Consider the following 22,529-nt stretch of genomic DNA (forward strand, 5'->3'; position numbering starts at 1 on the left):
TTTCATCAGAAGCAGAACCGGATTAATCGTCAGCGTGTTGCATTCCCCGGGGCTGCCGCCTTTCATGGTTATTAAAAGTCATTTGGATCCCGCATATTGGGATAGATTTCTTTCAGCAAATTATCAGGATAGTGTTTGTCGAGAAATAACTCCAGGCGATTTTTTGCTTCGATACCGTCCTGCCGCTCGCCCCAGCGGTATACGGCCACTGCTGAAATCGCCATATCAAAGATAATAAAAACCACGAGAATCCATGTTACAAATCTGTTTTGTTTCCTGGCTATTCTATTGATAAGTTTCAGGAACCGGGGAAGGACAAACTTCATAAAGAGAACTCCAAGGATGCCCCAGAAAATCATGGGCAGCAGTGCGGTTCTTCCTTCTTTGCCTATGGCGAAAATTTGCCCCTTATATTGCCATGAAACGGTTCCGAATATTTTCTCCTGAATAAAACTGCATACCCATTCAAAGGCGCCGCCGATAATAGCGCTGCCTATAAAAATAATAATAGTTTTCTTTTTTACCAGAGGCAGTAACGCAAGTACGATGATAAGTCCGCCGAAGGCATATACCTGGTTGAATGGACCATAGATTACTCCCTGACGGCTTTCAAGAACACCCCGGGTAACGAGCGCAAACAATGTTTCAACCACATAACCAAAAATCCCGCAGATAAGAAATATCCAAAACACTTTGGAAAAGTTTAAGCCGCCGGTCAGTTCCCGCGCGTCCTGCTTTGCCGATTCAATAAACCGTTTTGATTTCGTTTTAGTCTTGATCCATCCGCGTTCAACCCAGCGATCTTTATCCCTTTGCAGCAAATCCTTAAGTATGGTGATGCTCTCGCCGTCATCCTTGATTTTCATATCCGGATAGGATTTAAACAACCGGTAACCGCTGTGTTCTTTTTCAGTAATTGTATTTATTTCTTCCCTAATCTCCGGGGGGAATTGATCAAACTCCGTCTTATTTTTTATTTGAACGAGCTGACACTTTCCCTCTTCATCCAATTTCGCGTATAACTTTTTCCAATCTGTCAGTCTGTCATGAAAATCCGCCAGATTTTTTAGTGAAAAATATTGGTCTGTGATTATAACGATAATAATTCCGGAGGAAATCAAACGGAGAACCGCAGAAGGGGTATTTCCAAAAAGAAGACCGAATATTGGCCCGCCGTAAAAAATTAAACAACTGAAAACAAGGGCATAAAAAAATGCATAGGGAAAATAAACCCGTCCGCGAAACTGCAGTTTTCGGCCGTCGTAATTCCACCACTGGATATTGGTAAGTTTCTCAAGAACAAGATTTCCGGTATATTCGTAAAAAATAAAGAATAGAAAAGCAAAAAGGAAAAAGAGTAAGAATGGAACAGGCAGAATCATCTTAAACAGGATCAATATGAGCCCTGCAAAACCATACATAGGACTATACGGGCCGAAAAGAAATCCTTTATTCACGAATTTTTTATAATGGATAAGATGCAGTATTGTTTCGCCAATCCATCCGACAACACTAAAAAACAAAAGGGAAAAAATAACATCAGAAAATGAATCAATAACCATACTTCATCCCGTACGTCATTTAAAAGTGATACATAATTCTGCAGCCGCCGGTGAACTCCTATTGCAGGCAAATTCACCGGCGCCTCTATAAAAAAGCATTAATACTATTGTCAAAGATAATGGAACCTGCGGCCGATTTCACCACCCCAATGGGTAGGAAATGAGATATCCGGGACGTATTTTGGTGAAAAAAATGTTTTTCCTTCATAAATAACGGCTTTTCTGTTTTGCTGGAAATCAACGCCGGGAAGGGTACCAACTTTCCTGCTGATAAACCAGTGAAAGAAATTTCTTGCTGCCGGCATATAGAACATTAAAGCAAACTGCCCAACCACCCCATATTAAGACTACACAGGCAGAACAAAATGATGCCATTCGTGCTGCTTGGTGTCTCCGTCTGATCGGAGATTATTTCAATACGGGAGGCCTTCATGAATAATTTGAATAGCCTGCTTCTTGAGGGTAATTTAGTAAAGGATCCGGTGTTCCGTTCCACCGCAAAAGGAACGCCGGTCTGCACCTTCAGTCTCGCTTCGAACCGTTTCTACAGGCAGGATTCGGGTCTGGAAAAAGAAGTCAGTTTTTTTGATGTTGAGACCTGGGCTAAGCTCGCGGAGAACTGCTACAACCTCGGCCGCAAAGGCCGCGGCGTCCGGGTAGTCGGCAGGCTGAAACAGGAACGCTGGAACGGGGCCGACGGAAAGCAGCATTCAAAGGTCACCATAGTTGCGGAACACGTAGAATTCAGGCCCGAATTCAAAAAGGACAAGGAAAAACAGTCCGGAGAACCGGAAGAAATAATTCCTGGAGATTCTCCCGAAGACGAAGACATCCCCGTTCTTGAGGAAGCCGAAGCCGTTACTTTTTAAGCGGGAGTATCCGCCGTTCCGCGGGACTTAAGTAATCCTGAAACAGATACAGCGGTTTTTCCATTCTGAAAAATGAGAAACCGCTGTATCATTTATTGAATAGCGGTATCCGGTCAGCCGCCGCGGTTATTTCCGGACTGGCGGTTTTCCCCGGGGCTTTCGCTGTTGGAGAAGAATCCATCCTTCCAGTTAAACCGGGTTATATTCGGCAGTGGCGTTCCGTTTTTAACGGCGTCCATAACATCTTTGTAATCTTTTTTCCTGAGCCTGGGTCCGGAAAAATCAACGATAAAACGGCTGAATCCCGCCTCTTTGAGAAACGGAATTTTATCGACAATCGAGAATGGTTTTTCCGGAATAATCCGGCTCCCCTCGTCACCGGTGATAAGCGTAAAATTTTCGTTCCGGCTGTCCGTAAAATTCCTGAAGTCATAGACATTCCCCAGGCTTGACCGGATTCTGAACAGCGCAGGATAGGCAAATACCGGAATAAAAACATCCCGCCGCCGTTCTCGAAGAATTGTTTTTTCAAGATTCTGCCTGTTGTTTTCCAGGGGCGAGACGATGGCATCCGTTCCAAGGTCAGAGATAAAACTTTGCGCCCACCGGTTAAATACATACAAATACGGACCGGCGATAAGTTTCGCATCGGTATTTCTGAAATACGAAAAATGTCCCAGATTATTGACAACATACTGCCGGTATCCGGCTTCCAGAAGACGGGGAATTTCTTCCGCCAGGACATGGTCCATACTTTGCGGGAAATACGGATCCAGGACGAGAATTATTTCGCCCGGGGAGAATGGCACCGGCTGTTTGGGATCAGCCAGGAGGACGGAAACATTCCGGCGGGTGTATTCAAGCATAACCCGTATCGGCCGCTGTGACTGGACAATAAAAAGATCATCCGCAGTGGAAACACCAACATACATACCTTCGGGAAACAGTTCGGAAGATTTTTTCGGAGCCGGCGGAAATACGGGAAGGGGCGCTTTATCCCTGCCGGGCATACGGCGGAAGGCCGATAAATCCCTGGGAACGACCGGAGCGTACCGTTTACCCATGGCTTTTGTCTGAATAAGATATACCGAATCCCCTATATCGAAACCTTCGGGAATTGAAATCCAGAGATTGCCCGAACCATCCCGTTCGGTTTCGGTAATCTTATGGGATTTCCGCTCCGTATCATCAGCTCTGTGAAACCTGACCGAATCCCCGGGTCCGGGCATCCACGATCCCCAGGAAATCAATCCGCGGCGGCGCGCTTCCCGGCCTTTTACTTTAAGAATATTTCCAAGGGGTATACCGGTCCCGCCGTCCTGGGATGCGTTGAGCCAATTCTCAGGGCTGCCTCCGTTAAAGTAGAATAAAGTTTTTGACCGGGCGAAATCATTCTGCAGAACCTTAAGCCCCTCGGAAATCGCCGCCTCCCGGTCTCCGTCGAGCCCGTCAAGAACCCGCCGGTAAGCCGAGACGACAGTACCGACATACTCGGCACTCTTCATGCGTCCTTCGATTTTAAAGGAAGTGACCCCCGCGTCCACAAGGCTGGGGATCAGCTCCAGAAGCTGGAGGTCCGATGGGCTGAAATAATACCCCCGGTTTTCCTGATCATTATACAGCCGCCGGCAGGCTTGGGTGCACATGCCGCGGTTTGCCGATTTTCCTCCGAGGTAGCTGGAAAACAGGCAGAGTCCCGAAGACGATACACAGAGAGCCCCATGGACAAAAACTTCCAGCTCCATATTGGTCTTTTCCCGGATATCCCGGATTTCCTCAAGGGTCAATTCCCTGGCAAGAACGACCCGGGAGAAACCGTACTTTGAAAGGAGGTTTGTACCGCGGGCGGAAGCAATATTCATCTGTGTCGATGCGTGGAGCTTGAGTCCGGGAAAATTATCCCTGGCCATTTTCGCGGTTCCGAGATCCTGGACAATGATTCCGTCGGGACCCACGGATGAAAGATATTTTAAAAGCTGGTAGAGTCTGTCCGCTTCCCGCTGTTCAAAAACAGTATTCACCGTAACGTAAATTTTACGGTTCTGGCGGTGGAGATTCCGGACGGCCCCCTCAAACTGCGAATAAGCGAAATTGGAAGTCCGCATCCTGGCGTTGAAGTTTTTTAAACCAAGGTAAACAGCATCGGCACCTTCGCCGACAGCCGCATCAAGAGCTTCCGGCGAACCGGCAGGAGCTAAAAGTTCGGCTTTTTTCACCCCAGCATCCCCCCGACAATGCCAAGCTTCACCATACCATCATAGACAAACTGTACGGAAAGGCCGGAAAGAAGAAGGCCCATAATGCGCTCAATCACGGAAACACCGGTTTTCCCCAGGTATTTCAGAATTATATCCGACGCCTTAAAAGCAATTCCGGTTATCGTGAGAATTATGATAAGGCAAACAAAAAGCATTACCATCATACTGACCGGCTCGTGTTCCGAGCTGGTAAAGAGAATAATTGTGGTTATTGCCCCGGGCCCCGCCATCATCGGAATTGCCAGGGGAAAAATGGCAACGGAGGCCCCTTCCTCACCATCTTCTTCCCTTTGGGTTTCCTGCGGCATTTCCTTCCTCGACACCTTTGTCCTGGAAGGCCTTCCGAACAGCATTTCCAGTGAAACGATAAACAGCATTATGCCGCCGGCAATAAAGAACGATCCCGCTTCAATATGGAGCAGACCAAGAATCCACTTGCCGGCAATGATAAACAGACCCAGTACAAGAAACGCCGACAGCAGGGCTTTGCGGATTATTTGGCCTTTCAGGGCGGGATCCGTATGGGATGTCAGTCCCAAATACATGGGAACCAATCCGATGGGATCAATTACAATAAACATTGTAAAAAAAATAGGGAGGAACGTCGCTAACATAGGTGTATTATAGAGGGGAAATAATAGTCCATACAAGCATCTGTCTCTTGTTGTTTTGTTGCGGTTAATTTATTACTATAATTAAGGTAGAAATAATTAGGAGTTTGTATGAGTACAGGAATAACCTTAACGGATGAAAATTTCGCAACCGAGGTAATTGAGTCGGATTTGCCGGTACTGATCGATTTCTGGGCTGAGTGGTGCATGCCCTGCAAAATGATCGGACCAATTATTGACCAGCTTGCGGGCGAATACGCGGGAAAAATCAAAATCGGTAAAGTCAATATCGATGAGGAAGGTGATTTAGCCGCTAAACACAATGTAATTTCAATTCCAACTTTAATAGTATACAAAAACGGAAATATTGTGCGGCAGAAAGCCGGCGCCGTTCCAAAACACGAAATTGAAAATCTTTTTAAGGATCTCCTCTAGCGCAGTTTTTCTGCATGCGGCTTAATCACTTCTACGGTGTATACCGTTTTACGCTGTTCGTACCGCCGGGAGTTGCCTGGCTTGTGGCGCAGATATACCAGTCGGCGGCATTATTGCGGTCCGGCAATGTTTCGTCCCGGCATACGGTCCGTGTGGCCGTGGCGCCCTGGGTAATGACAGCGTCCCGGGGACTTACCAGGGTACTTTCGGGGTTATCCAAGGGTATCCATGCGCCGTGATCGGCAAACATCTGAGCCGCGGAAACCATTTCCTCCTTTGCCCACCACGCATCCGCGGTTTCGCTCAGCAGAACAGCGTCAATAATCCGGTCGTCCTGATCAAGAAAAAACACGGCATCGGTTTTTCTGAGACGTTTTACCGCTCCGGGAGTCCAGAAATCCCTGGCATTGGGAGAAGCCTCATTTCCCGGGGACAAAGCCAGATCAGTCCCGGTTTCATCAGCACTTTCCGGGTCGAGAGTCCTGAGATGCAGGACGATGTATTCATCCGCGGCAACTTCAACCGGCGGAAATTCATAAACCGGTGTCTCAAACCCCTGGCTCGCGGTATAAACCCTGACCGCCCCCATATTTCCCGCGGCGGCTGTTTTGATTTCGATAAATTCAACCCGGGGTTTGGAATATTCCGTCCGCAGCTCATTAATAAGGAATTCCGGTATGCGGTCATTGCGGGTCCGGAAAGGGACAAGGACCTGCAGGGTATTGCCGTGTTCATCCTCCACAAGTACATCCGCCGTTACCCGGCTTCCTTCCGGCAGGGTTTCGGATATGCGGACTATAACCTGCTCTCCGCTGCCCACGGAAACCGTTTCCAGGGGCGGATCGAAACGCAGGGAAGCCACGGTTACACTGCAGGAAAACCGGAATTCAACCTCATCCCGGGAAACGGACCGGCACCCGAGGAAAACCGGCGAATCGGTACTGCCCCCCAGGATTTTCTGAATCGATTTTTCCGGGGAACAGGCGCAGGCGGAAAACAGCAGCAGAGCAGCTATAATAGAAGAGAAAAAACGCAGTACGGATCTCATGGCAGCCTCCACGGAAATAAAGGCTCCGCCGTGGCCGCTACTTTAAAATTCATGCTTTTTTATGTATTATCCCGGGTATGATTCCCCTTGATTATTTTACCCTGGATCTCCGTTCCCCCCTGGTTTATGCCAGGGACGCAAAAATGCGACCATTCGAATATTCCCGGGATTCCGGTGAAACCGTGCACAGTTTTACGGTTTTTCCCGAACAGGCGTATACCATAGAACCTTCGGAAGAACACTATATTGGCGCCCCCGAATGGATAGGCAGGAGTACCGGAACAGAAGCAGCCGGACCATTGGCTGAAATCCCCGGGGGACTGTATTTCTTTTCCCAGACCCGGATGGTTCTGGACAGGGATGATTTTATCCGCATGGCCATAGAAGTGCAGAAAGAAGCGCTCTGGCAAAAAAAAAGCCTGGGAACCAGGCTCTACCTCCGGTACTTATACGAAGGAGGAGGACCGGTCACCCAGGTTTTCAGGGAGATTATCCGGTAACGGCTACAGCCGCAGGGCTTCCACCATATACCGGATATCGTGGCCGTCGTCGCTGATTTTACGCATTTCCACCACAAAAATCAGGGAACCGTCCCTGGGCGCTATCATCGCTTTATGGATATGGTATGAAGAAATCATCGGCCGCTTAAGCTGGGGCGTTCCGACGATATAGGATGATTTCGTACCGTTTGAAGCGGTTCTTTCAACATTGATATAGAAGGAAGATTTTAAATTAGGGCCGAGACCTTCCACATAGGGAATAAGTGTCGCCTTGTAGGAACTTCCGGATTCAAAATCCCTGAATTCAATGGTCTCCCCGCTGTTCCCGTCCCGGGATCCGGTATTGAGGGCAACATACAGCGGCTGCCCCTGGAACAGGAAATCCACCCCGTACCGTTCGGCCAGGGACGCGTTGCGGGCGATGAGCCGGTACAGGGCTCCGGACCCATCCTGGCCCGATACCACCGGCGTGCTGTGGACATAGGAAATCCGGCCGCCGGAAACAAAATTGTTCTTAGGCACATCCACAACGTATAAATCGGCCCACGGCCGCAGGGTTTTCGATTCAATTCCGTATTGGGCGAACATATACACTTTTCCGTCCGGAGAAAAGCCCAGATCGACAAAGGACGCGGCATCACCCGCCCACAGGCAAGCTGCACTGAAAAGAGAGGTTACTATTATAAAAATGAAGAATTTCCTTTTAGACATACGGTTCTCCTCCTCTTTAATATCGGTTTTTACCTTGAACTCTTGAGGCTCAGTACCGTAAATATTTGAACCGCAAAGTCCCCAGCCAACCCTTGAGTCAACCAAGTCTGATAGGCTATGCTTATAGTATGACCCTGCTGCAACGAAACCGGCTGTTTGTGTTTGGTATTGCCCTTTCCGCCCTCATGTTTCTGGCGGTACTGGCATTGTCGGTGATGATTGTCCCCTCCTTCGGGGAAATTACAGCAGGCGCCGCACGGCGGGCTTCGGGAATTCTCCAGCCGCTTATGATCCGGCTGCTTGATCCGTCTCCGTATGTTCCCTATATTTCCATGATCCTTGCGTGTACCTATTCCCTGGCAACCACCATTCTGATTTTTTACTTCTTTGAGAAAACCCAATCCTCGGAGATTCTTTTCTTTTCGCTGTTTGTGCTTTCCTTTACCGCGGAGGTCATGCGTACGGCGGTCCCTTTGTTTTCAGTTCTGGAACTTCCCCACGTGTACCTTATCATGACAGGACGGGTTCTCTATTTTGGCCGGTATTTCGGACTTTTGTCGCTTTTTGCCGCCAGTGTGTACGCCGCGGGTTTGGATATACAGAAGCAGGGCACGGTTATCCTCATTTCTTTTGTCATCACCATGCTCATTGCAATTGGCATACCCATTGACGGCCTTTCCTGGGATACGAGTTTTACCGTAACCACCGGCTATTCATCCATGTTCACCCTGGCCGAAGCCGGAATCGGCTTTATCACCATACTGAGTTTCTTTATTGCAGCTTATTCCAGGGGATCAAAGGAATATACCTTTATAGGAATCGGGTCACTGCTGGTTTATATTGGAAGGAATGTACTGCTTACCGCGGATACCTGGCCGCCGCTGCCTCTGGCGATTGCCATGCTCGCGGCGGGCACATGGCTCACCTGCACGAGGATACACCAGGTGTATCTGTGGCTGTAATGTATTATACGATCATAAGAAGCTGAACGACAAAGCCGACGGACAGGGGAAGCGCGATATTATCGTAGTCATTCAGCGGAAGAGCTTCTACCAGTGCGGCGGTTATGGCCGCGAAAAAGGCAATCCGGAAATCCGCTGATATATGATACGCGGCGAAAAAAACCGCCGTGAAACAGGCCAGGGATCCTTCCACGCTTTTGCCCATAAGGAACGCGGGACGGATGCTTCCGAATATTTTGCCGATAAGGCTGGCGAGACCGTCGCCGAACGCCAGGGCGTAAATAGCTATGGCAGCGGCGGGGGACGGGTACAGAAGCAGCGCCAGAAGCGCGCCCAGGCCGAGAGTAACGGGACCGAGAACAAAGCGGCCCTGATCCCTTGAACGGGACGCCATAGCGGTGACCGAAGAAATAACCGGTATATGGACGCCGGAAAGCCGGAGGTGTTCCATAAACGCATAGGAAACCGTCCCCAGCATGAGGAGAAGAACCGTAACAGGACGGTTAATAGCCGCCATGGTCGGGGTTAAGGCAATAAGTAAATGTATGGATTTTCTGATTAATTCAGTCTTTATTTCCTGAACGGCGGCGGATGCGGCTCCGATACCGGGAAGAGCAAAAATCTGGTTTCTGTAATCAATAGCAAATTTATTCATATATATATTATAGCAAATTCCGTGCCATTTAAAAAGCAGAATGACAAAACAAAAAAGCGGATATAATTCATTATAAAATAATGAATTATAAACTGGCCATTTTCTACCGTCTCGGAGGCTGAAGAAAATGTATAAAAAATCATACGCGGAATTATTCATATATTACTATGCGTCCGCGTCCGTGCAAAAAACAGAGCAGCATGGAGGAAAAAGCGCCTCGGGGATTGGTATTTCAGCCCAAAAAACCCAATCCTTGACAGGATTTTTTCCCGGTGGTAGTATTGCTTCAGATTTTCGGACGATTAACTCAGCGGGAGAGTGCTACCTTCACACGGTAGAAGTCACTGGTTCAAATCCAGTATCGTCCATTGCGCTGACTATTTATTGTATAGTGAATTAAGTCCACCCGAGAAGAACGGACGGCGTAACACGAATAAAAACCGACTGATATAATTTTTTCAAATCCTAAAAGTTCAAAGTCCTCCTAAACACCCCAGGATTACAGATTGAAATCAACATAATATGGGCTGTCTTCCAATAATTATTCTTTATCAAAATATTTCTTGCAATCAATTTTTAATGAATCTATCTTTGTTTTGAGATTGACCTAAAAAAGTTAACCGGAGGAAATCGCAGAACATGGATCAAAAAAAAATTACACAGCTCGAACAGATAATTGACAGTGAATACAGCAACACTGTGTGTATTGCCGTACAGAAAAACGGAAAACCACTGTATGAAAACTACTTTAATGGGTATGCAGCCAACAACGCCACCCACGTATATTCGGTAACCAAAAGCGTTTTTTCCGCACTCATTGGGATCGCCATTGATAAAGGGTATATAAAAAGTATCGATCAGACGGTGCTGGAATTTTTTCCTGACTGCTTGATTTCCGAAGGAGAAGAAACGATACAGCACGTTACGATCCGGGACATGCTGACCATGACGGCTCCGTACAAGTATGATTCGGAACCCTATGAAGCGTTTTTTATGAGTGAGAATTGGATGAACTTTGCGCTTGCCCAATTGGGCGGAAAAGAAAAAACCGGTGAATTTGTTTACTCGGCCATTGTGGGAACGCATATCCTTTCCGGAGTATTGGCAAAAGCAGCCGGCGGTTCAATCCTTGATTTCGCCGCGGAAAACTTTTTCTCGCCCCTTGGAATCACTGTGCCGGGTAATGTGGAACTGCGCACTAAAGAAGAGCATATTGCCGCCATGACCGACAAAAACACCAGCGGCTGGGCTGCTGACCCTCAGGGGATAAACCCGGCAGGCTGGGGACTTTTCCTGACACCCTCTGACATGACAAAAATCGGCCAGCTATATTTAGATGGCGGCAAGTGGTATGGAAAGCAGGTTGTACCGGCTTGGTGGGTGGCTGAAAGCACACGGACACAGAGCCGATGGGGTGATTTGTCCTATGGTTTTCTGTGGTGGATCATTGACGAGAAGGAACATATTTACGCCGCCATGGGCGACGGAGGCAATGTAATTTATATAAATACAAGGAAAAATATGGTAATTTCTATTGCCGCTCTCTTTGCGCCTGACGCGAAAGACAGAATTGGACTTATTACGGAATATATCGAGCCGCTATTTGCGGACTAATCCTGAATCTCCATTTTAGTTTACAAGAGGACCAGAATCAGCAGAGTGCGGATAAAGCGGCTTTATCTGCGCCAAAATGCACGCTGGCCGCCGCCGGCTACTCCCGAACCTGGAAGGGAATATCCCCGGAAAGGCCCGTGGACGGAGGGGCGAGCTTTTCCCATATAGACGGTTCAATCACATCCTTGTCAATCTGGGTGTAGATCTGAGGCTCATACCCCTGTTCGGGATACAGGGTATTCCGGGAGTTGAGGTACGCCTGATTTACGCCGGGGCCGGAAAGATCCGCGGCGCCCATACGGATCATGGTATCGGGATTTCTGGTCAGGGCATCCCAGGCACGGGCCGATTCAACGTACAGCGCCATGGCCCGGGACCGGTATCCGGGATCGCCGGTCCGGTCCGCCAGGGCTTCCAAGGTTACCCCGAGGTTGTTCCGGGCGACCATCAGGCGTTCCGCCAGTTCCATGTGCTCCGGCCGGTCATGGGGCAGGAGCATGGGGAACCGGGACCGTTCGGCTTCGAGCATATCCAGAAGCCGGTTGAAATATCCCTGGGCAGCAAAATAGTTGCCCCGGAGATATGAGGTATTGCCCAATGCGTACAGCAGCCGCCGGTTCAGCGGCAGCGACGATGAAGCTTCGAAGAAATTCTCCAGGGAAGGCGCCCACTGTTCCGTATGGTAATACGCGGAACCGAGGCGGTACAGCATTTCCGGCGGCGCCCATCCGTTCTGCCGTGATTCCCGGTAATAGAGGATGGCCCGTTCCATATTTCCGTCTTTCGTAAAATATTCAAGATCCCCGAGGTCGGCGTACAGCCTGCCGAACTCCGGCGCCCGGGACAGCACCCGCCGGCGGACCGCGTCTTCATAAATATCAATGCCCTTGATGAGCTGTTCCTCGGCGGGGAAAAATTCTCCGGCGCTGGTTAACAGCCAGGCGTACCGCTGCTGGGCGTTGATTCTGTAGGATACCCGCTGGGGAGACAGTTCCGGGGAAATATCAAAATACCGGATGGCGTTTTCCAGGGTCTGCCGTTCCTCCATGCTGTTGCCGAAGCGGCTGTAATACCGGGAAAGGTGGTAATGGGCTTCCGGGTACGCGGGATCCAAACCGACCGCCCGGAGAAGGATATCCCTGATCCCCTCTATCCGGCTGAGATTCTCATCCGGGACACCCCGCACTTCTTCAAACCGTTTGTCCAGGAGATATCCCCCCAGCTCGCTGAGGCCGGATACGGAGATCTTTGTCCTGGGGGAACTCATAAAATGAACCTGCAGGGGGAGAACCTCGCCGAGCTGGTCGGTGCGGATAAAGTATTTCATCATCCGTTCGAGGTACTCATCCTTTTCCCCGTAGGCTTCCATAAGGCGGGCATAGGCGCGCCGGGCTTCCTCATACCGGGATGGGTCGACCTCGCCCCAGGCAAGGTTGTTGTCCCCCAGCGCCAGAAGCCCTTCCCGGTCATCCACGGAATAATTGAGAATATTGGTCCTGAGGATCCGGTCGGCTTTTTCAAAATTCCGGAGGTAATTCGTTTCAAGATCCGCGTACGCCAGGGCGCCTTCCTTGTCCCGGGGATAATACCGGAGGAGCTCATCGTATTTCTGTTCCGCGTACAGGTACTGCCGGGCGTCCCTGAACCCTATGGCGTAACTGAAGAACCACTTCTTCATCCTGCGGATCCGCAGGGCTTCCAGGAAATTCTCGTTGGCCCGGGCGTACTGCCCGGCTTCAATCCGCTCATATCCCCGCTGGTACATGGCATTTGCCCGGAGAGGCGTATAGACAAACTGGTATATAAGGTAGAAAAGTGAAACTGCCACAATACCAACGGCCAGGAAAATCCGCAGCACCGGCAGAAAGTTATGGACGAAAATATACCCAAAGCTGGACTGTTCCGCTTCAAGCTCTTCGCCGGTTTTCTTCTCAAACCCCTTGGGAATGGGAATGCTCCGGCCCAGGATTTTGCCCGCCAGGGAGGCGGTTTCCTTTGGTCCTGCCCCTGCGACGAGTTTTTTGACCAGGGCGGACATCAGATCCGGAGAAACCGCCTGCTCCGCGATGAGTTCTTCCACGGCGATACGCAGGTTTAAGGGATAGGACGCGAGGGTTTTCTCCAGTTTTTCCAGGTCACTGCCTGAAAGCTGTATCTCCTCAACCTCTTCGCCGCCGCCTGATACTCCGCCTCCCGCCGCCGGTCCGGCCCCCTGGGGCCTTCCGGGCTCTTCGCCGCCGAATACATCATCAATACCGGGAAGGGAAAATTCCTCAAGACGGCCAACATCGCCGAAGGTACTATCATCGAGGTTCAGATCGGAGTCGGGAATATTAAAGTCCATTCCCAGGGAATCCCCGTCCAGGCTGAAACTGTCAAAAGGATCCGCGTCCGGGGTTTCCCCGCCGCCGGGCTCCTCAAAAAATTCCCCGCCCAGATCCAGAGCATCCCCGCCGGCCTCATCGGCAGCTGAACCATCCCCATCCGCGGCGGTTCCTTCCTCGCCGGTTATACCCTGCTGGATATCCCCGCTGAAATCGGCGTCAAAATCGGGAATGGAAAAATCATCGAAACTGTCGGCGGAGGAACTTTCCTCCAAGGGCCCGTCATCCGCCGGCGGCATTTCCTCCGGAAGTCCGTCATCCGCTTCTCCGCCGAGATCCATGTCCACGGAATCACTGCCGGCGGATTCATCCATGTCCGGGAAAGTACCGTCAAAGTCGGGGATGGAAAAATCGGAACTATCCTCCGCTTCCGGCTCTGGCGTGTCCGGGGAATCCTCCTCCGCCGGAGGAGGATCAGCGGGCGCCTCGGAAAACAGGGAGAACATTTCATCCTCCGGAAGATCCAGGGGATTATCGGTGAAATCCGGAAGGCCCTCTTCCGGCTGGGAATCTTCCGCAAAGGTATCGCCGGCTTCGGGAAGTTCCGATTCCTCGGGAATGCTGAAATCTCCGAAGTCATCAAACCCCGCGGGATCGTCCCCGGACCCGGTATCCCCTGAAGTGTCCAGAATTTCGGCATCCTCCGCGCCGCCGGATTGGCCGCCGAAAACGGATTCTTCCGGCAGTCCGCCTTCCGTATCTTCACCGGAACCGAAATCGGGTATGGAAAAATCATCGGAATCATCGAATCCGGCGGACATATCACCGGCATCCGCGGATTCACCGTCGAAGTCGGGAATGGAATAATCATCCCCGGAAAAGGTATCGCCGCCGGTGATATCCTCAAAGGAAACCGCAGGGGAATCGCTTTCCCCGGCGTTCGCGCGTTCAGCTTCTATTTCATCCGCAAAACCATCGAGGAGATTATCAAGTATATTGAAGTCATCGGGATCATCCGGCGCGGCGTCTTCTCCCGCGGCCCCGGAATCAATATCGCTGCCGGAAAAATCAAAATCACCGGAAATATCGTTTTCCGGGACCGACAGATCGTCGGGGATTGTATCCAGAAATGCCCCGAAATCGAGGCCGGAACCGTCATCATCGCCGGTGTTTCCGGTAAAATCGCCGAATCCGTCAAAATCACTGCCGCCGGTCCCCGGTGAATCCGCCCCGGAATCCGAAAAACCGCTGTCCCCGGGATCGTCGAAATTGATAAACCCCGGGCCGGGCATGGCGGCGGAACCGGACTTGCGGTCCGCAAAGGGGTCCGACGCCGGATCGCTGCTGGGAAGATCGAGATCGTTTAAGGGTATGCCGCGCTCGGCCATGACCATGGCTTCGTCACCGATGTCCCGGAAAGAGGATTTAAACTCTTCAAGCGCTTTTCTTGTCGGCATAATTAAGATATTGAAGCATCAACCGATAATTGTAAAGAACATGAAGTACTTTAATTGTCTGATGCTCTTATTGCTTATTATCGGTAATATCAGCGCGGTAGATACAGAATCTTATCAATTTATTGATCACCTTTTGTCGATTTCCGGACCAAAGGCGCCGGAAATCTATGAAGACGCTGTTATTTTTACCGTGCCCTCCTCATACCGGCGGGTGGGAATTACCTTTGCCCACGAAGGGTTCTCAAAAATCTACTGGTTCCGGAACCTCATGGTTTCCGGAGAAATTCCCCAATCCGGGAATACCGAAACACCCCCGAAGCCGCCCCGGATCACCGAAGTCGATTCGGGCTTTCTCTTTCATGTTTTTAATTTTCCAGAGGGATTGTCACAGCTTGAATACCGGCTCATTATCAACGGGCTCTGGACCACCGATCCCATGAACCCGCGGACAAAGCTGGATTCCGGCACGGGGCTGACCCTTTCTGTTCTGGAGCTGCCGGCGCTGCGGAAAGTTGATTCCATCTTTGACGCCCCTCCGGGCCATCTCCGGTTCATCTATTCCGCCCCTTCGGGGGAAGCCGTCACCGTGGCGGGGAGTTTTAACGGCTGGGATCCTTTTATGTATGAACTCCGGGAAACATCGCCGGGATATTATACCCTTACGCTTCCGGTTCCCCCGGGAACCTACCAGTATGTATTTTTCCACCGGGGCCGCCGTGTCCCCGATCCGGGCAACCCCAATACGGTATTTACCCGGGAGGGAACCGCGGCTTCCGAGATACGGGTCAATTAGGTTCCGCCGGCGCCGTACCGGGATTATAGGTACTCAGTTGTCATACACTATAAAAATACTCTAAAATATAAAAAATAATTTCAGGAGGAAATATGAAAAAAACCGCAGCATTCTTAATGATCTGCGCTGCCGCCCTGGCAGCCGTTATCGGATGTGCCACATCATCCGGTTCCGGCGGTGAAAACCTTAAAAACGCCCGGACAGTTGAAACCGATATCGTTATTGTAGGCGGAGGCGGAACCGGCCTCAGCGCGGCTCTGGCCGCGGCGGAACAGGGCAAAAAAGTCATTTTGCTGGAAAAAATGGGATACCTCGGCGGGGCAACCGCTATGTCCGCGGGAAAAGTACCCGCCGCCGGCACGAAACAGCAGGCGGCTCTGGGTATTGAGGACAGCCCTACCGCTCTTGCCATCGATATACTCCGCCCCGGAGACTGGAGCCAGCGCATAGACCTGGTTAACCTGGTGGCGGACAACGCCAAAGAATATATTGAATGGTCCGAAAAGCAGGGTGTCCAGTGGGAACTTGAAACCAACCTGCTCTACAACGGCCAGAGCGCTTACCGCATGCATGTATCCAAAGATGCCGGAGCGGGCCTCGTAAAAGCCCTGTCCGACGCGGTTAACGCCAGCCCCAACATCACGGTTATGCTCAACACCCCCGGCACCGGACTTATTTCCAACGCCAAAGGTGAAGTAACCGGCGTAAGCGCCACGGACAACAGGACCAAAGAAAACCTCCGCATCAACGCCAAGGCGGTTATCCTGGCCACCAGCGGCTTCGCGGCCAACCGGGAAATGGTGGAAAAATACACACCTTCCATTGCCAACGCGTACCCCCTGGTTGCCCCCGGCGCCACCGGCGAAGGGATTCTGTGGGGACTCGGGCTCGGAGCGGGGGTCCGCAACATGAGCTCATACCAGGGCTACGCGCCCATCAGCTTTGAAAGCAAGAAAGGCCTCGGCCAGAGCATCCTCAATGCCGGCGGTATTATGGTAAACAGCGACGGCTGGCGCTTTACCGATGAATTCGCCGGTTATTCAAATCTGGCCGCAACCATCGTCAACCAGAAAGGCGCCTTTGCGTACATGCTTTGGGATGACAACATCGCCGCGGCCCAGCGGAATCTGGTCAACCAGTGGGAAAAAGACGGTATCCTGATCAAAGCGAATTCGATCCAGGAAATGGCCGGAGCCCTTTCGGTTAATTCCTCCCGGCTGCTGAAGGAAATCGACCTGCTCAACGCGGGTATTACGAAAGGTATGGATTACCTCGACCGGGTAATGCTGCCGAAACAGAGCTATAAACCGCCCTACTACGCGGTAAAAGTCACCGGAGATTTCCGGCACACCCAGGGCGGTCTTACCATTGACCTCAGCACCCGGGTTCTCAAAGACGACAACACCGTGATTCCCGGATTGTACGCCGGCGGCGGTGTCACCGAGGGATTCTCCAGCACCGGCGGCCCCGGCTACATGTCCGGAAACGGCCTGCTCCAGGCGCTGGTTCTGGGAAAAATCGCCGGCCAGCAGGCGGCAGCGTACTAATTCCAAAAACTGAAAAAGGTTCATCCCCGGATGAACCTTTTTTATTCGACCGCCCGGTTTATTATCCCGCGGAGATTATTTCCCTTTTTTTAAAAATTACGTCCGGAAACTTGACAGCCTCACCATTATCCGTTAAATTCGAATGAATGATTCGCTCGTAATATCGTGAATCTTTTACATTCTGCGGACAGAGAATGTCATATAATCGAACGAACTGTTCGCTCACAAAAAAGAGGAAAATGATGACTATCAGCCATAAGGCACTGCTCCTGTTTGTTCCGGCAATGATCCTTTCGGGGGCCATCCGGGTATATCCAAAGCCGTATATTTCCGGCGCCGCGGCGGAAATAGCCGTCGTTCCCGAAATAAACAGGAGCCTGGGGTATTGCTGGAACATCACGGCCAAGGGAACCCTGGAACTGAACAAACTGCTGGAATTCAGCGGCGGCGCCGCCTTGGGACAGGAAGGGACCTCCGCCGCCGATGTTTTCGCCCGGGCAGGCGCGGGACTTCCCTTTTTTCCCAACCTATCGTTCCACGCTGCGTACATCTTTAACACCTACCCCGGCTACAATACCAGGATCCATTCGGTGATACCCGCGGTCCGCCTCAGACTGTGGCGGATTGAGGCGGTCCTGGGCTACTGCTTCCGCGTGACGGTTTTTGGTTCTGAGGATACCCTGGCGGAACGGAATTTTGCCTACCGGGCGGGAATAAAACTGATTGATTCAGACCGGGGAAATTTCTCCGTACACATCGGCAACGTATCCGATTTTTTCTGCGGCAACTTAGGATCCTACAGTCTGGGCTTTTCATATTCCGTACCGGTATCCCGACGAATCTCGATTTCCGGAGGCATGGAATTATACCAGACGGGAAGCATTGCCCTGGCTTCAAATAATTACGGCACCGCATTAAAAGGAGGGGTGGTATTTTGTTTTCAAAATTAATGAAGAAACTGCGGCGGATGGTTCCGGTAATCGTTTTGGCGGCGGCGGTCCCGGCAATTTCCTGCTCAAACGATCTTTTCGGGCTCGTCTCCGCCGGGGACAGCAGCGAACGGGAGTCGTACCGGAATGTTTTCGTTTTTCCGGCGGAAGCCGAAAGAAACATTTCCCTGGGAAGTTCCTATTCGTTTGTCGTACTGACCGATGTCCACATAACGGGAACAAATGCCTGGAAACTGGAACAGCTCGGCCCGATTCTGGAGGAAAACAACGACGCCTTCATGGTAATTACCGGGGACATTACCCAATCCGGGGAACGGCAGGAACTCGAACGGTTTATAGAAATAGCCGGAACATTTCCTGTTCCGTGTTTTCCGGTGATCGGAAATCACGATGTATATTTCGGGAACTGGGAGGTCTGGAAAGAATTGATAGGATCTTCCATATACCGGATAGACGCAGGAGATACCACCTTGATCGTTCTGGATTCCGCCAACGCGTCCTTCGGCGCGAACCAGCTCGACTGGCTGGAGGGCCAGCTCGCGGCGGCCGGCAAAAACACCTTTGTTTTTACCCATACCAACCTGTTTACCGACGGTTCCGACTGCCTGCAGCAAATCACCGATATCAGGGAACGGGCCCGTTTTATGGCGCTTCTTGAAAACCGGTGTACGGCCATGTTTTCCGGGCACGTCCACAGAAGAATACTCAGGGAAGCGGGCGGAGTACGCTACGTGACTCTGGAGGATTTCCGGTCGGAAGGCACATACTGCCGGGTCAGGGTTTCTCCGGAAGGGGTCTCTTATGAATTCCGCACAATTACAGCGGACAATCCCGCTTCATGATACTGCTTCCAGAAGTCCTTCCGGTCAGGCGGCTCTGGTCCGGGAGCGGATAACCGCTGCTGAAGCGAAAGGGCTTCGCAGACAGGGCGTTCTTCCAGGGAAGCCGCGGCAGCCGACAGCCCGAGCAGGTTTTTGCCTTGGGGTGTATTTACCAGCACAAGCGAAACCCCCAGGGGATCATAAAAGTTCGGTGCTGATTTCTCGATGCCAAAATAATCAGCCATGGTTATATCGGAGGTCCGTTTTATATCGGCAAAGGGGCAGCGGTAACAGCTGGGACGGACAATGGCGTTCCCATTAATAAAGAGTGTATAAAAACGGTCATCTCCCCTGTCATCATCTTCCCCGGATATTTTATACAGGAATCCTTTATTGGAGTTCGCCCGGTTCCAGGGGTATTTTTTTGAACGGAACTGAACCCAGGACAGTTTTCCGCGGCATTCTGTTTCCAGCAGTTTCTTGTAGTCTTCCCAGACACGGGGACTCGGGACACTGTGGCAGATGACATCACAGAGAAATAAATTGCTGTCCGCCGGGAATACCGCGCGTATTCCCGCGGACTGGCACGGGGTTCCGGTGAAGAGTACCTTTTTACCCGCCGCGAGATCATTTCCGATATCGCGGCAGATACCGCGGAGATCACTCTGTACGTATTTTGAAAACCGCATGGCATTCCTCTCTTCCGGAGTACTTGCCCGCCTGTGCACTACCCGCAGATCTCCGTCAAAGACAGCGCCGTACACAATGCCCCCCAAAGCCAGGACACTGTCGGAAAACGCCGTAAAGGCACCGCCTGAGGTTGACTGCTTTAATACTTCCGCGGACTTATGGCGCAGCGCGTAACATGAGGGCTCGGCTTCAGACTTATAATGATCTTTCTTCCGGAAGGGACAGAGGACAACGCATTTTCCGCAGCCGACACAGGCAGTCCGGTTTATCAGAGGATAGAGAAAACCTTCTTCGTCCGGAAGCATGGTGATGGCAGCCGCCGGGCAGATACTCTCACACGCGCCGCAGCCGGAGCAGCTGTGTTTTTTAGAAAAAACCGATTCCATTTCATTTCCCGCCTAATACTGATTAGTTTCTTCCAAATACCGCTCCATGCGCTTAAGGCGCTGCTGTGTTTTTTTCATACTCCGATGGCCTACAAGGAGCACGATTTTTTCCATATTCATCACAAAGCTGGTGTAGGCATTAAAAAAGCTGAAGTTGTCCGCACTGTTGATTACAATAGTGTCGGCGTATTCCGCGAGGGGTGCGGCATAGCTGTCGGTCATAACCACAATGCGGGAAGAACTGTCCTTAGCCATGCGCACCGCAAAAAGAGTGTCCCGGGAATACCGTGAAAAGGAGATGGCGATGAGCAAATCCCGGCTTGTCAGATCAACCAGCTGATCAACAATGGGTTGCTGATCCACGGTATAAATATCCGGGCGGCAGCAGGCAAGCATGGTTCTGAAGGTCGACGCAAACCCCGCGCAGGCGCGGAAGCCGGCGATAAAAACCCGTTCCGCGGATAATATCGAATCGGCCGTTTCGGAGATCTTATCCTCCGTTGCCGGGTTCGCGTCCGTTTGAATGTGACGGATTACATTCTGGGTATAAGAAGCCAGCAGCTGCCGGCCGGATAAATGGCGGTTCCCAGCCAGTTTTTTATACGGAAGGGTTTTTGATTTTCCCGGCGGAGTGTTTCCCGTGACCTCATTCTGCAGAGCCCGGCGCAGGGCGGTATAGTTTTCAAATCCGAGCTTTTTCGCTAGCCTGACCACCGAAGACGCGCCGATATTCAGATTTTTCCCGATTTCAGCGGAGGTCATAAAACAGGCTGAACCGAGGTTCTTCATAATATAATCCAGCGCAAGCCGTTCCTTTTTGGTTAAATCCGTAAGATTCGCCCGCTCTTCGATTGTCTGATTCATAACGCCCCTGCCCTATTGATTATTTTTACAGTACCACATTATATTGGTTCCTGTAAACCATATAATATTATTTTTGGTTTTTAATAACCATAAAGAAGAATCATACCATGCGTGACATGACGGAAGGTAGTATTCCCGGACACATGATGAGGTTCACCGTTCCGCTGCTGTTAAGCAATGTGTTTCAGCAGCTGTACAACGCGGCGGATACCGTTATAGTCGGCAGATACCTTGGCAAGGAAGCGCTTGCCGCAGTGGGCAGCGCCGGTGCTGTGATGAACATTCTTTTCTTTCTCATATTTGGTATTTCCATGGGTGCTTCCGTGATAATCGCGCAGTATTACGGCGCGCGCAGAATTGCTCTGGTAAAAAAAGAAATGGGGACTGCCTGTACAGCGGGAATGCTCTTTACGGTTTTTATAATAATACTTTCTTTTTCATCGGCGGACTGGGTACAGAGAACCATAAAAACCCCGGATGAAATTCTGCCGCAGGCGGTACAGTATTTACGGATTATAATAGGCGGGCTCATTTTTACGTTTATCTATAATATGCTGTCATCGGCGATGCGGGCGCTGGGTGACGCCAACGCGCCTGTGATATTTCTGATACTATCATCCGGATTGAATATTATTCTTGATCTCATATTTATCCGCTCTTTCGGCATGGGAACTTCCGGGGCCGCCTGGGCAACAGTTATATCCCAGGCGGCGGCGGCAATCCTGTGCGTTATCCATATCCGGCGTAAGGTTCCGGCTCTCAGGCTGGCCGGACAGGATTTTACAGTCGACCCGAGGCTGCTCCGGCAAACCATACGGTTCAGCGGAGTATACGCCGTCCAACAGTGTGTGCTGTACTCCGGGGTACTCCTGGTGCAGGGTACGGTTAACAGCTTAGGCATTGACGCGATGGCGGCTTATAACGCTGGGACAAAAATAGACAATTTTTTTCTCATGCCCGGGGACAGTCTGGCAGCCGCGTTGTCAACATTCGCCGCACAGAATACGGGCGCCGGAAATACCAAAAGAATCAAGGCCGGCCTGGGGTACACCATCGGTATCGGATTGGGTTTCTGCGGAATACTCGCGCTTCTGCTTCTTCTTACCGCGCCGCGGATGATGGGACTTTTTCTGGATTCCAGCGATTCCGCAGTCATCCTCCTCGGTACTTCGTATCTGAGGATGATGGCAGTGCTCTATCCCCTGACGGCATTGTGCAATTCCTTTCAGGGCTTCTTCCGGGGAATCGGCAATATGAAGGTCACCCTTATCGCGACACTGCTCCAGATACCCATCCGGGTCGTTCTTTCGGCAATCCTGGTACACCGTTTTGCGCTAAACGCGGTCCCCGTCGCTGCGGGCATCGGGTGGATTGCCATGATTCTGTATGAATTTTATGAGTACAATAGATACCGGAAAAGCATCAGCTCCGGAAATCCGGCGGATAAAACCGCGGAGCGTTCTCTTGCCTGA

Annotated in this window: 19 protein-coding genes and 1 tRNA gene; 11 read left to right on the plus strand and 9 right to left on the minus strand. The window is 51.1% G+C overall.

The window, feature by feature from the left end:
* Positions 1–71 precede the first annotated feature (71 nt).
* A complete protein-coding gene (locus tag JFL75_RS11620; protein ID WP_215626855.1) occupies positions 72–1,562 on the minus strand; it encodes a putative ABC transporter permease in 1,491 nt (496 codons plus the stop codon).
* A 431-nt stretch (positions 1,563–1,993) separates the two neighbouring features.
* On the opposite strand from JFL75_RS11620, the gene JFL75_RS11625 reads away from it, so the two are divergent.
* The gene (locus tag JFL75_RS11625; RefSeq protein ID WP_215626856.1) at positions 1,994–2,431 is read left to right on the plus strand and encodes a single-stranded DNA-binding protein; all 438 of its coding nucleotides are present in this window, start codon (positions 1,994–1,996) and stop codon (positions 2,429–2,431) included.
* Positions 2,432–2,544: 113 nt separating this feature from the next.
* Here the strand turns inward: JFL75_RS11625 and JFL75_RS11630 are convergent, their stop codons facing one another.
* Both JFL75_RS11630 and JFL75_RS11635 read right to left on the minus strand, forming a co-directional pair.
* A complete protein-coding gene (locus JFL75_RS11630) occupies positions 2,545–4,647 on the minus strand; it encodes a peptidase U32 family protein (RefSeq protein ID WP_215626857.1) in 2,103 nt (700 codons plus the stop codon).
* Complete coding sequence (locus JFL75_RS11635) at positions 4,644–5,303, minus strand: MarC family protein (protein WP_215626858.1); 660 nt, start codon at positions 5,301–5,303, stop codon at positions 4,644–4,646. The genes JFL75_RS11630 and JFL75_RS11635 overlap by 4 nt, the downstream gene beginning before the upstream one ends.
* A 108-nt stretch (positions 5,304–5,411) precedes the next feature.
* Between JFL75_RS11635 and trxA the strand changes: the two genes are divergently transcribed.
* Positions 5,412–5,735, plus strand: a complete 324-nt coding sequence (gene trxA / locus JFL75_RS11640) for a thioredoxin (RefSeq protein ID WP_215626859.1) — start codon at positions 5,412–5,414, stop codon at positions 5,733–5,735.
* 31 nt (positions 5,736–5,766) lie between these two features.
* On the opposite strand, the gene JFL75_RS11645 is transcribed toward trxA, so the two are convergent.
* Entirely contained in the window at positions 5,767–6,783 is a 1,017-nt protein-coding gene (locus JFL75_RS11645; RefSeq protein ID WP_215626860.1) for a lipoprotein TP_1001-related protein, read from the minus strand.
* A 77-nt stretch (positions 6,784–6,860) separates the two neighbouring features.
* Here JFL75_RS11645 and JFL75_RS11650 point away from each other — a divergent pair, with 77 nt between their 5' ends.
* Positions 6,861–7,283 (plus strand): hypothetical protein, encoded by a 423-nt coding sequence (locus JFL75_RS11650; RefSeq protein WP_215626861.1) that lies wholly within the window; start codon positions 6,861–6,863, stop codon positions 7,281–7,283.
* Between the two features lie 3 nt (positions 7,284–7,286).
* On the opposite strand, the gene JFL75_RS11655 is transcribed toward JFL75_RS11650, so the two are convergent.
* Positions 7,287–7,994, minus strand: a complete 708-nt coding sequence (locus tag JFL75_RS11655; RefSeq protein WP_215626862.1) for a DUF2259 domain-containing protein — start codon at positions 7,992–7,994, stop codon at positions 7,287–7,289.
* A gap of 128 nt (positions 7,995–8,122) precedes the next feature.
* On the opposite strand from JFL75_RS11655, the gene JFL75_RS11660 reads away from it, so the two are divergent.
* Positions 8,123–8,956, plus strand: a complete 834-nt coding sequence (locus tag JFL75_RS11660; RefSeq protein WP_215626863.1) for a DUF3631 domain-containing protein — start codon at positions 8,123–8,125, stop codon at positions 8,954–8,956.
* A gap of 4 nt (positions 8,957–8,960) precedes the next feature.
* Here JFL75_RS11660 and JFL75_RS11665 read toward each other — a convergent pair whose 3' ends face one another.
* Positions 8,961–9,611: a diacylglycerol/polyprenol kinase family protein gene (locus tag JFL75_RS11665; protein WP_223292634.1), complete on the minus strand. Its 651-nt coding sequence runs from the start codon at positions 9,609–9,611 to the stop codon at positions 8,961–8,963.
* 296 nt (positions 9,612–9,907) lie between these two features.
* On the opposite strand from JFL75_RS11665, the gene JFL75_RS11670 reads away from it, so the two are divergent.
* A tRNA-Val gene (locus JFL75_RS11670) sits at positions 9,908–9,979 on the plus strand.
* A 271-nt stretch (positions 9,980–10,250) separates the two neighbouring features.
* Positions 10,251–11,225, plus strand: coding sequence for a serine hydrolase domain-containing protein (locus JFL75_RS11675; RefSeq protein WP_215626864.1), 975 nt, complete (start codon positions 10,251–10,253; stop codon positions 11,223–11,225).
* Positions 11,226–11,322: 97 nt separating this feature from the next.
* Here the strand turns inward: JFL75_RS11675 and flcA are convergent, their stop codons facing one another.
* On the minus strand, positions 11,323–15,006 hold the full coding sequence (gene flcA, locus JFL75_RS11680; RefSeq protein ID WP_223292635.1) for a periplasmic flagellar collar protein FlcA: 3,684 nt from the start codon (positions 15,004–15,006) through the stop codon (positions 11,323–11,325).
* Between the two features lie 40 nt (positions 15,007–15,046).
* Here flcA and JFL75_RS11685 point away from each other — a divergent pair, with 40 nt between their 5' ends.
* The 4 genes from JFL75_RS11685 (at position 15,047) to JFL75_RS11700 (ending at position 19,138) form a co-directional block, all read left to right on the plus strand.
* The gene (locus JFL75_RS11685) at positions 15,047–15,799 is read left to right on the plus strand and encodes a glycogen-binding domain-containing protein (protein WP_215626865.1); all 753 of its coding nucleotides are present in this window, start codon (positions 15,047–15,049) and stop codon (positions 15,797–15,799) included.
* 92 nt (positions 15,800–15,891) lie between these two features.
* A complete protein-coding gene (locus JFL75_RS11690) occupies positions 15,892–17,346 on the plus strand; it encodes an FAD-dependent oxidoreductase (protein WP_215626866.1) in 1,455 nt (484 codons plus the stop codon).
* Between the two features lie 239 nt (positions 17,347–17,585).
* Positions 17,586–18,296: a hypothetical protein gene (locus JFL75_RS11695; protein ID WP_215626867.1), complete on the plus strand. Its 711-nt coding sequence runs from the start codon at positions 17,586–17,588 to the stop codon at positions 18,294–18,296.
* Positions 18,281–19,138, plus strand: coding sequence for a metallophosphoesterase family protein (locus tag JFL75_RS11700; RefSeq protein ID WP_223292636.1), 858 nt, complete (start codon positions 18,281–18,283; stop codon positions 19,136–19,138). Before JFL75_RS11695 ends, JFL75_RS11700 begins: the two co-directional genes overlap by 16 nt.
* Here JFL75_RS11700 and JFL75_RS11705 read toward each other — a convergent pair.
* A complete protein-coding gene (locus JFL75_RS11705) occupies positions 19,096–20,193 on the minus strand; it encodes a Coenzyme F420 hydrogenase/dehydrogenase, beta subunit C-terminal domain (protein WP_215626868.1) in 1,098 nt (365 codons plus the stop codon). The two genes, JFL75_RS11700 and JFL75_RS11705, sit on opposite strands and share 43 nt — an antisense overlap.
* A gap of 12 nt (positions 20,194–20,205) precedes the next feature.
* On the minus strand, positions 20,206–21,057 hold the full coding sequence (locus JFL75_RS11710; RefSeq protein ID WP_215626869.1) for a MurR/RpiR family transcriptional regulator: 852 nt from the start codon (positions 21,055–21,057) through the stop codon (positions 20,206–20,208).
* Positions 21,058–21,146: 89 nt separating this feature from the next.
* On the opposite strand from JFL75_RS11710, the gene JFL75_RS11715 reads away from it, so the two are divergent.
* Positions 21,147–22,529: an MATE family efflux transporter gene (locus tag JFL75_RS11715; RefSeq protein WP_223292841.1), complete on the plus strand. Its 1,383-nt coding sequence runs from the start codon at positions 21,147–21,149 to the stop codon at positions 22,527–22,529.

Origin of the sequence: Breznakiella homolactica (genome assembly GCF_016616095.2) — a bacterium.
Taxonomy (GTDB): Bacteria; Spirochaetota; Spirochaetia; order Treponematales; family Breznakiellaceae; genus Breznakiella; species Breznakiella homolactica.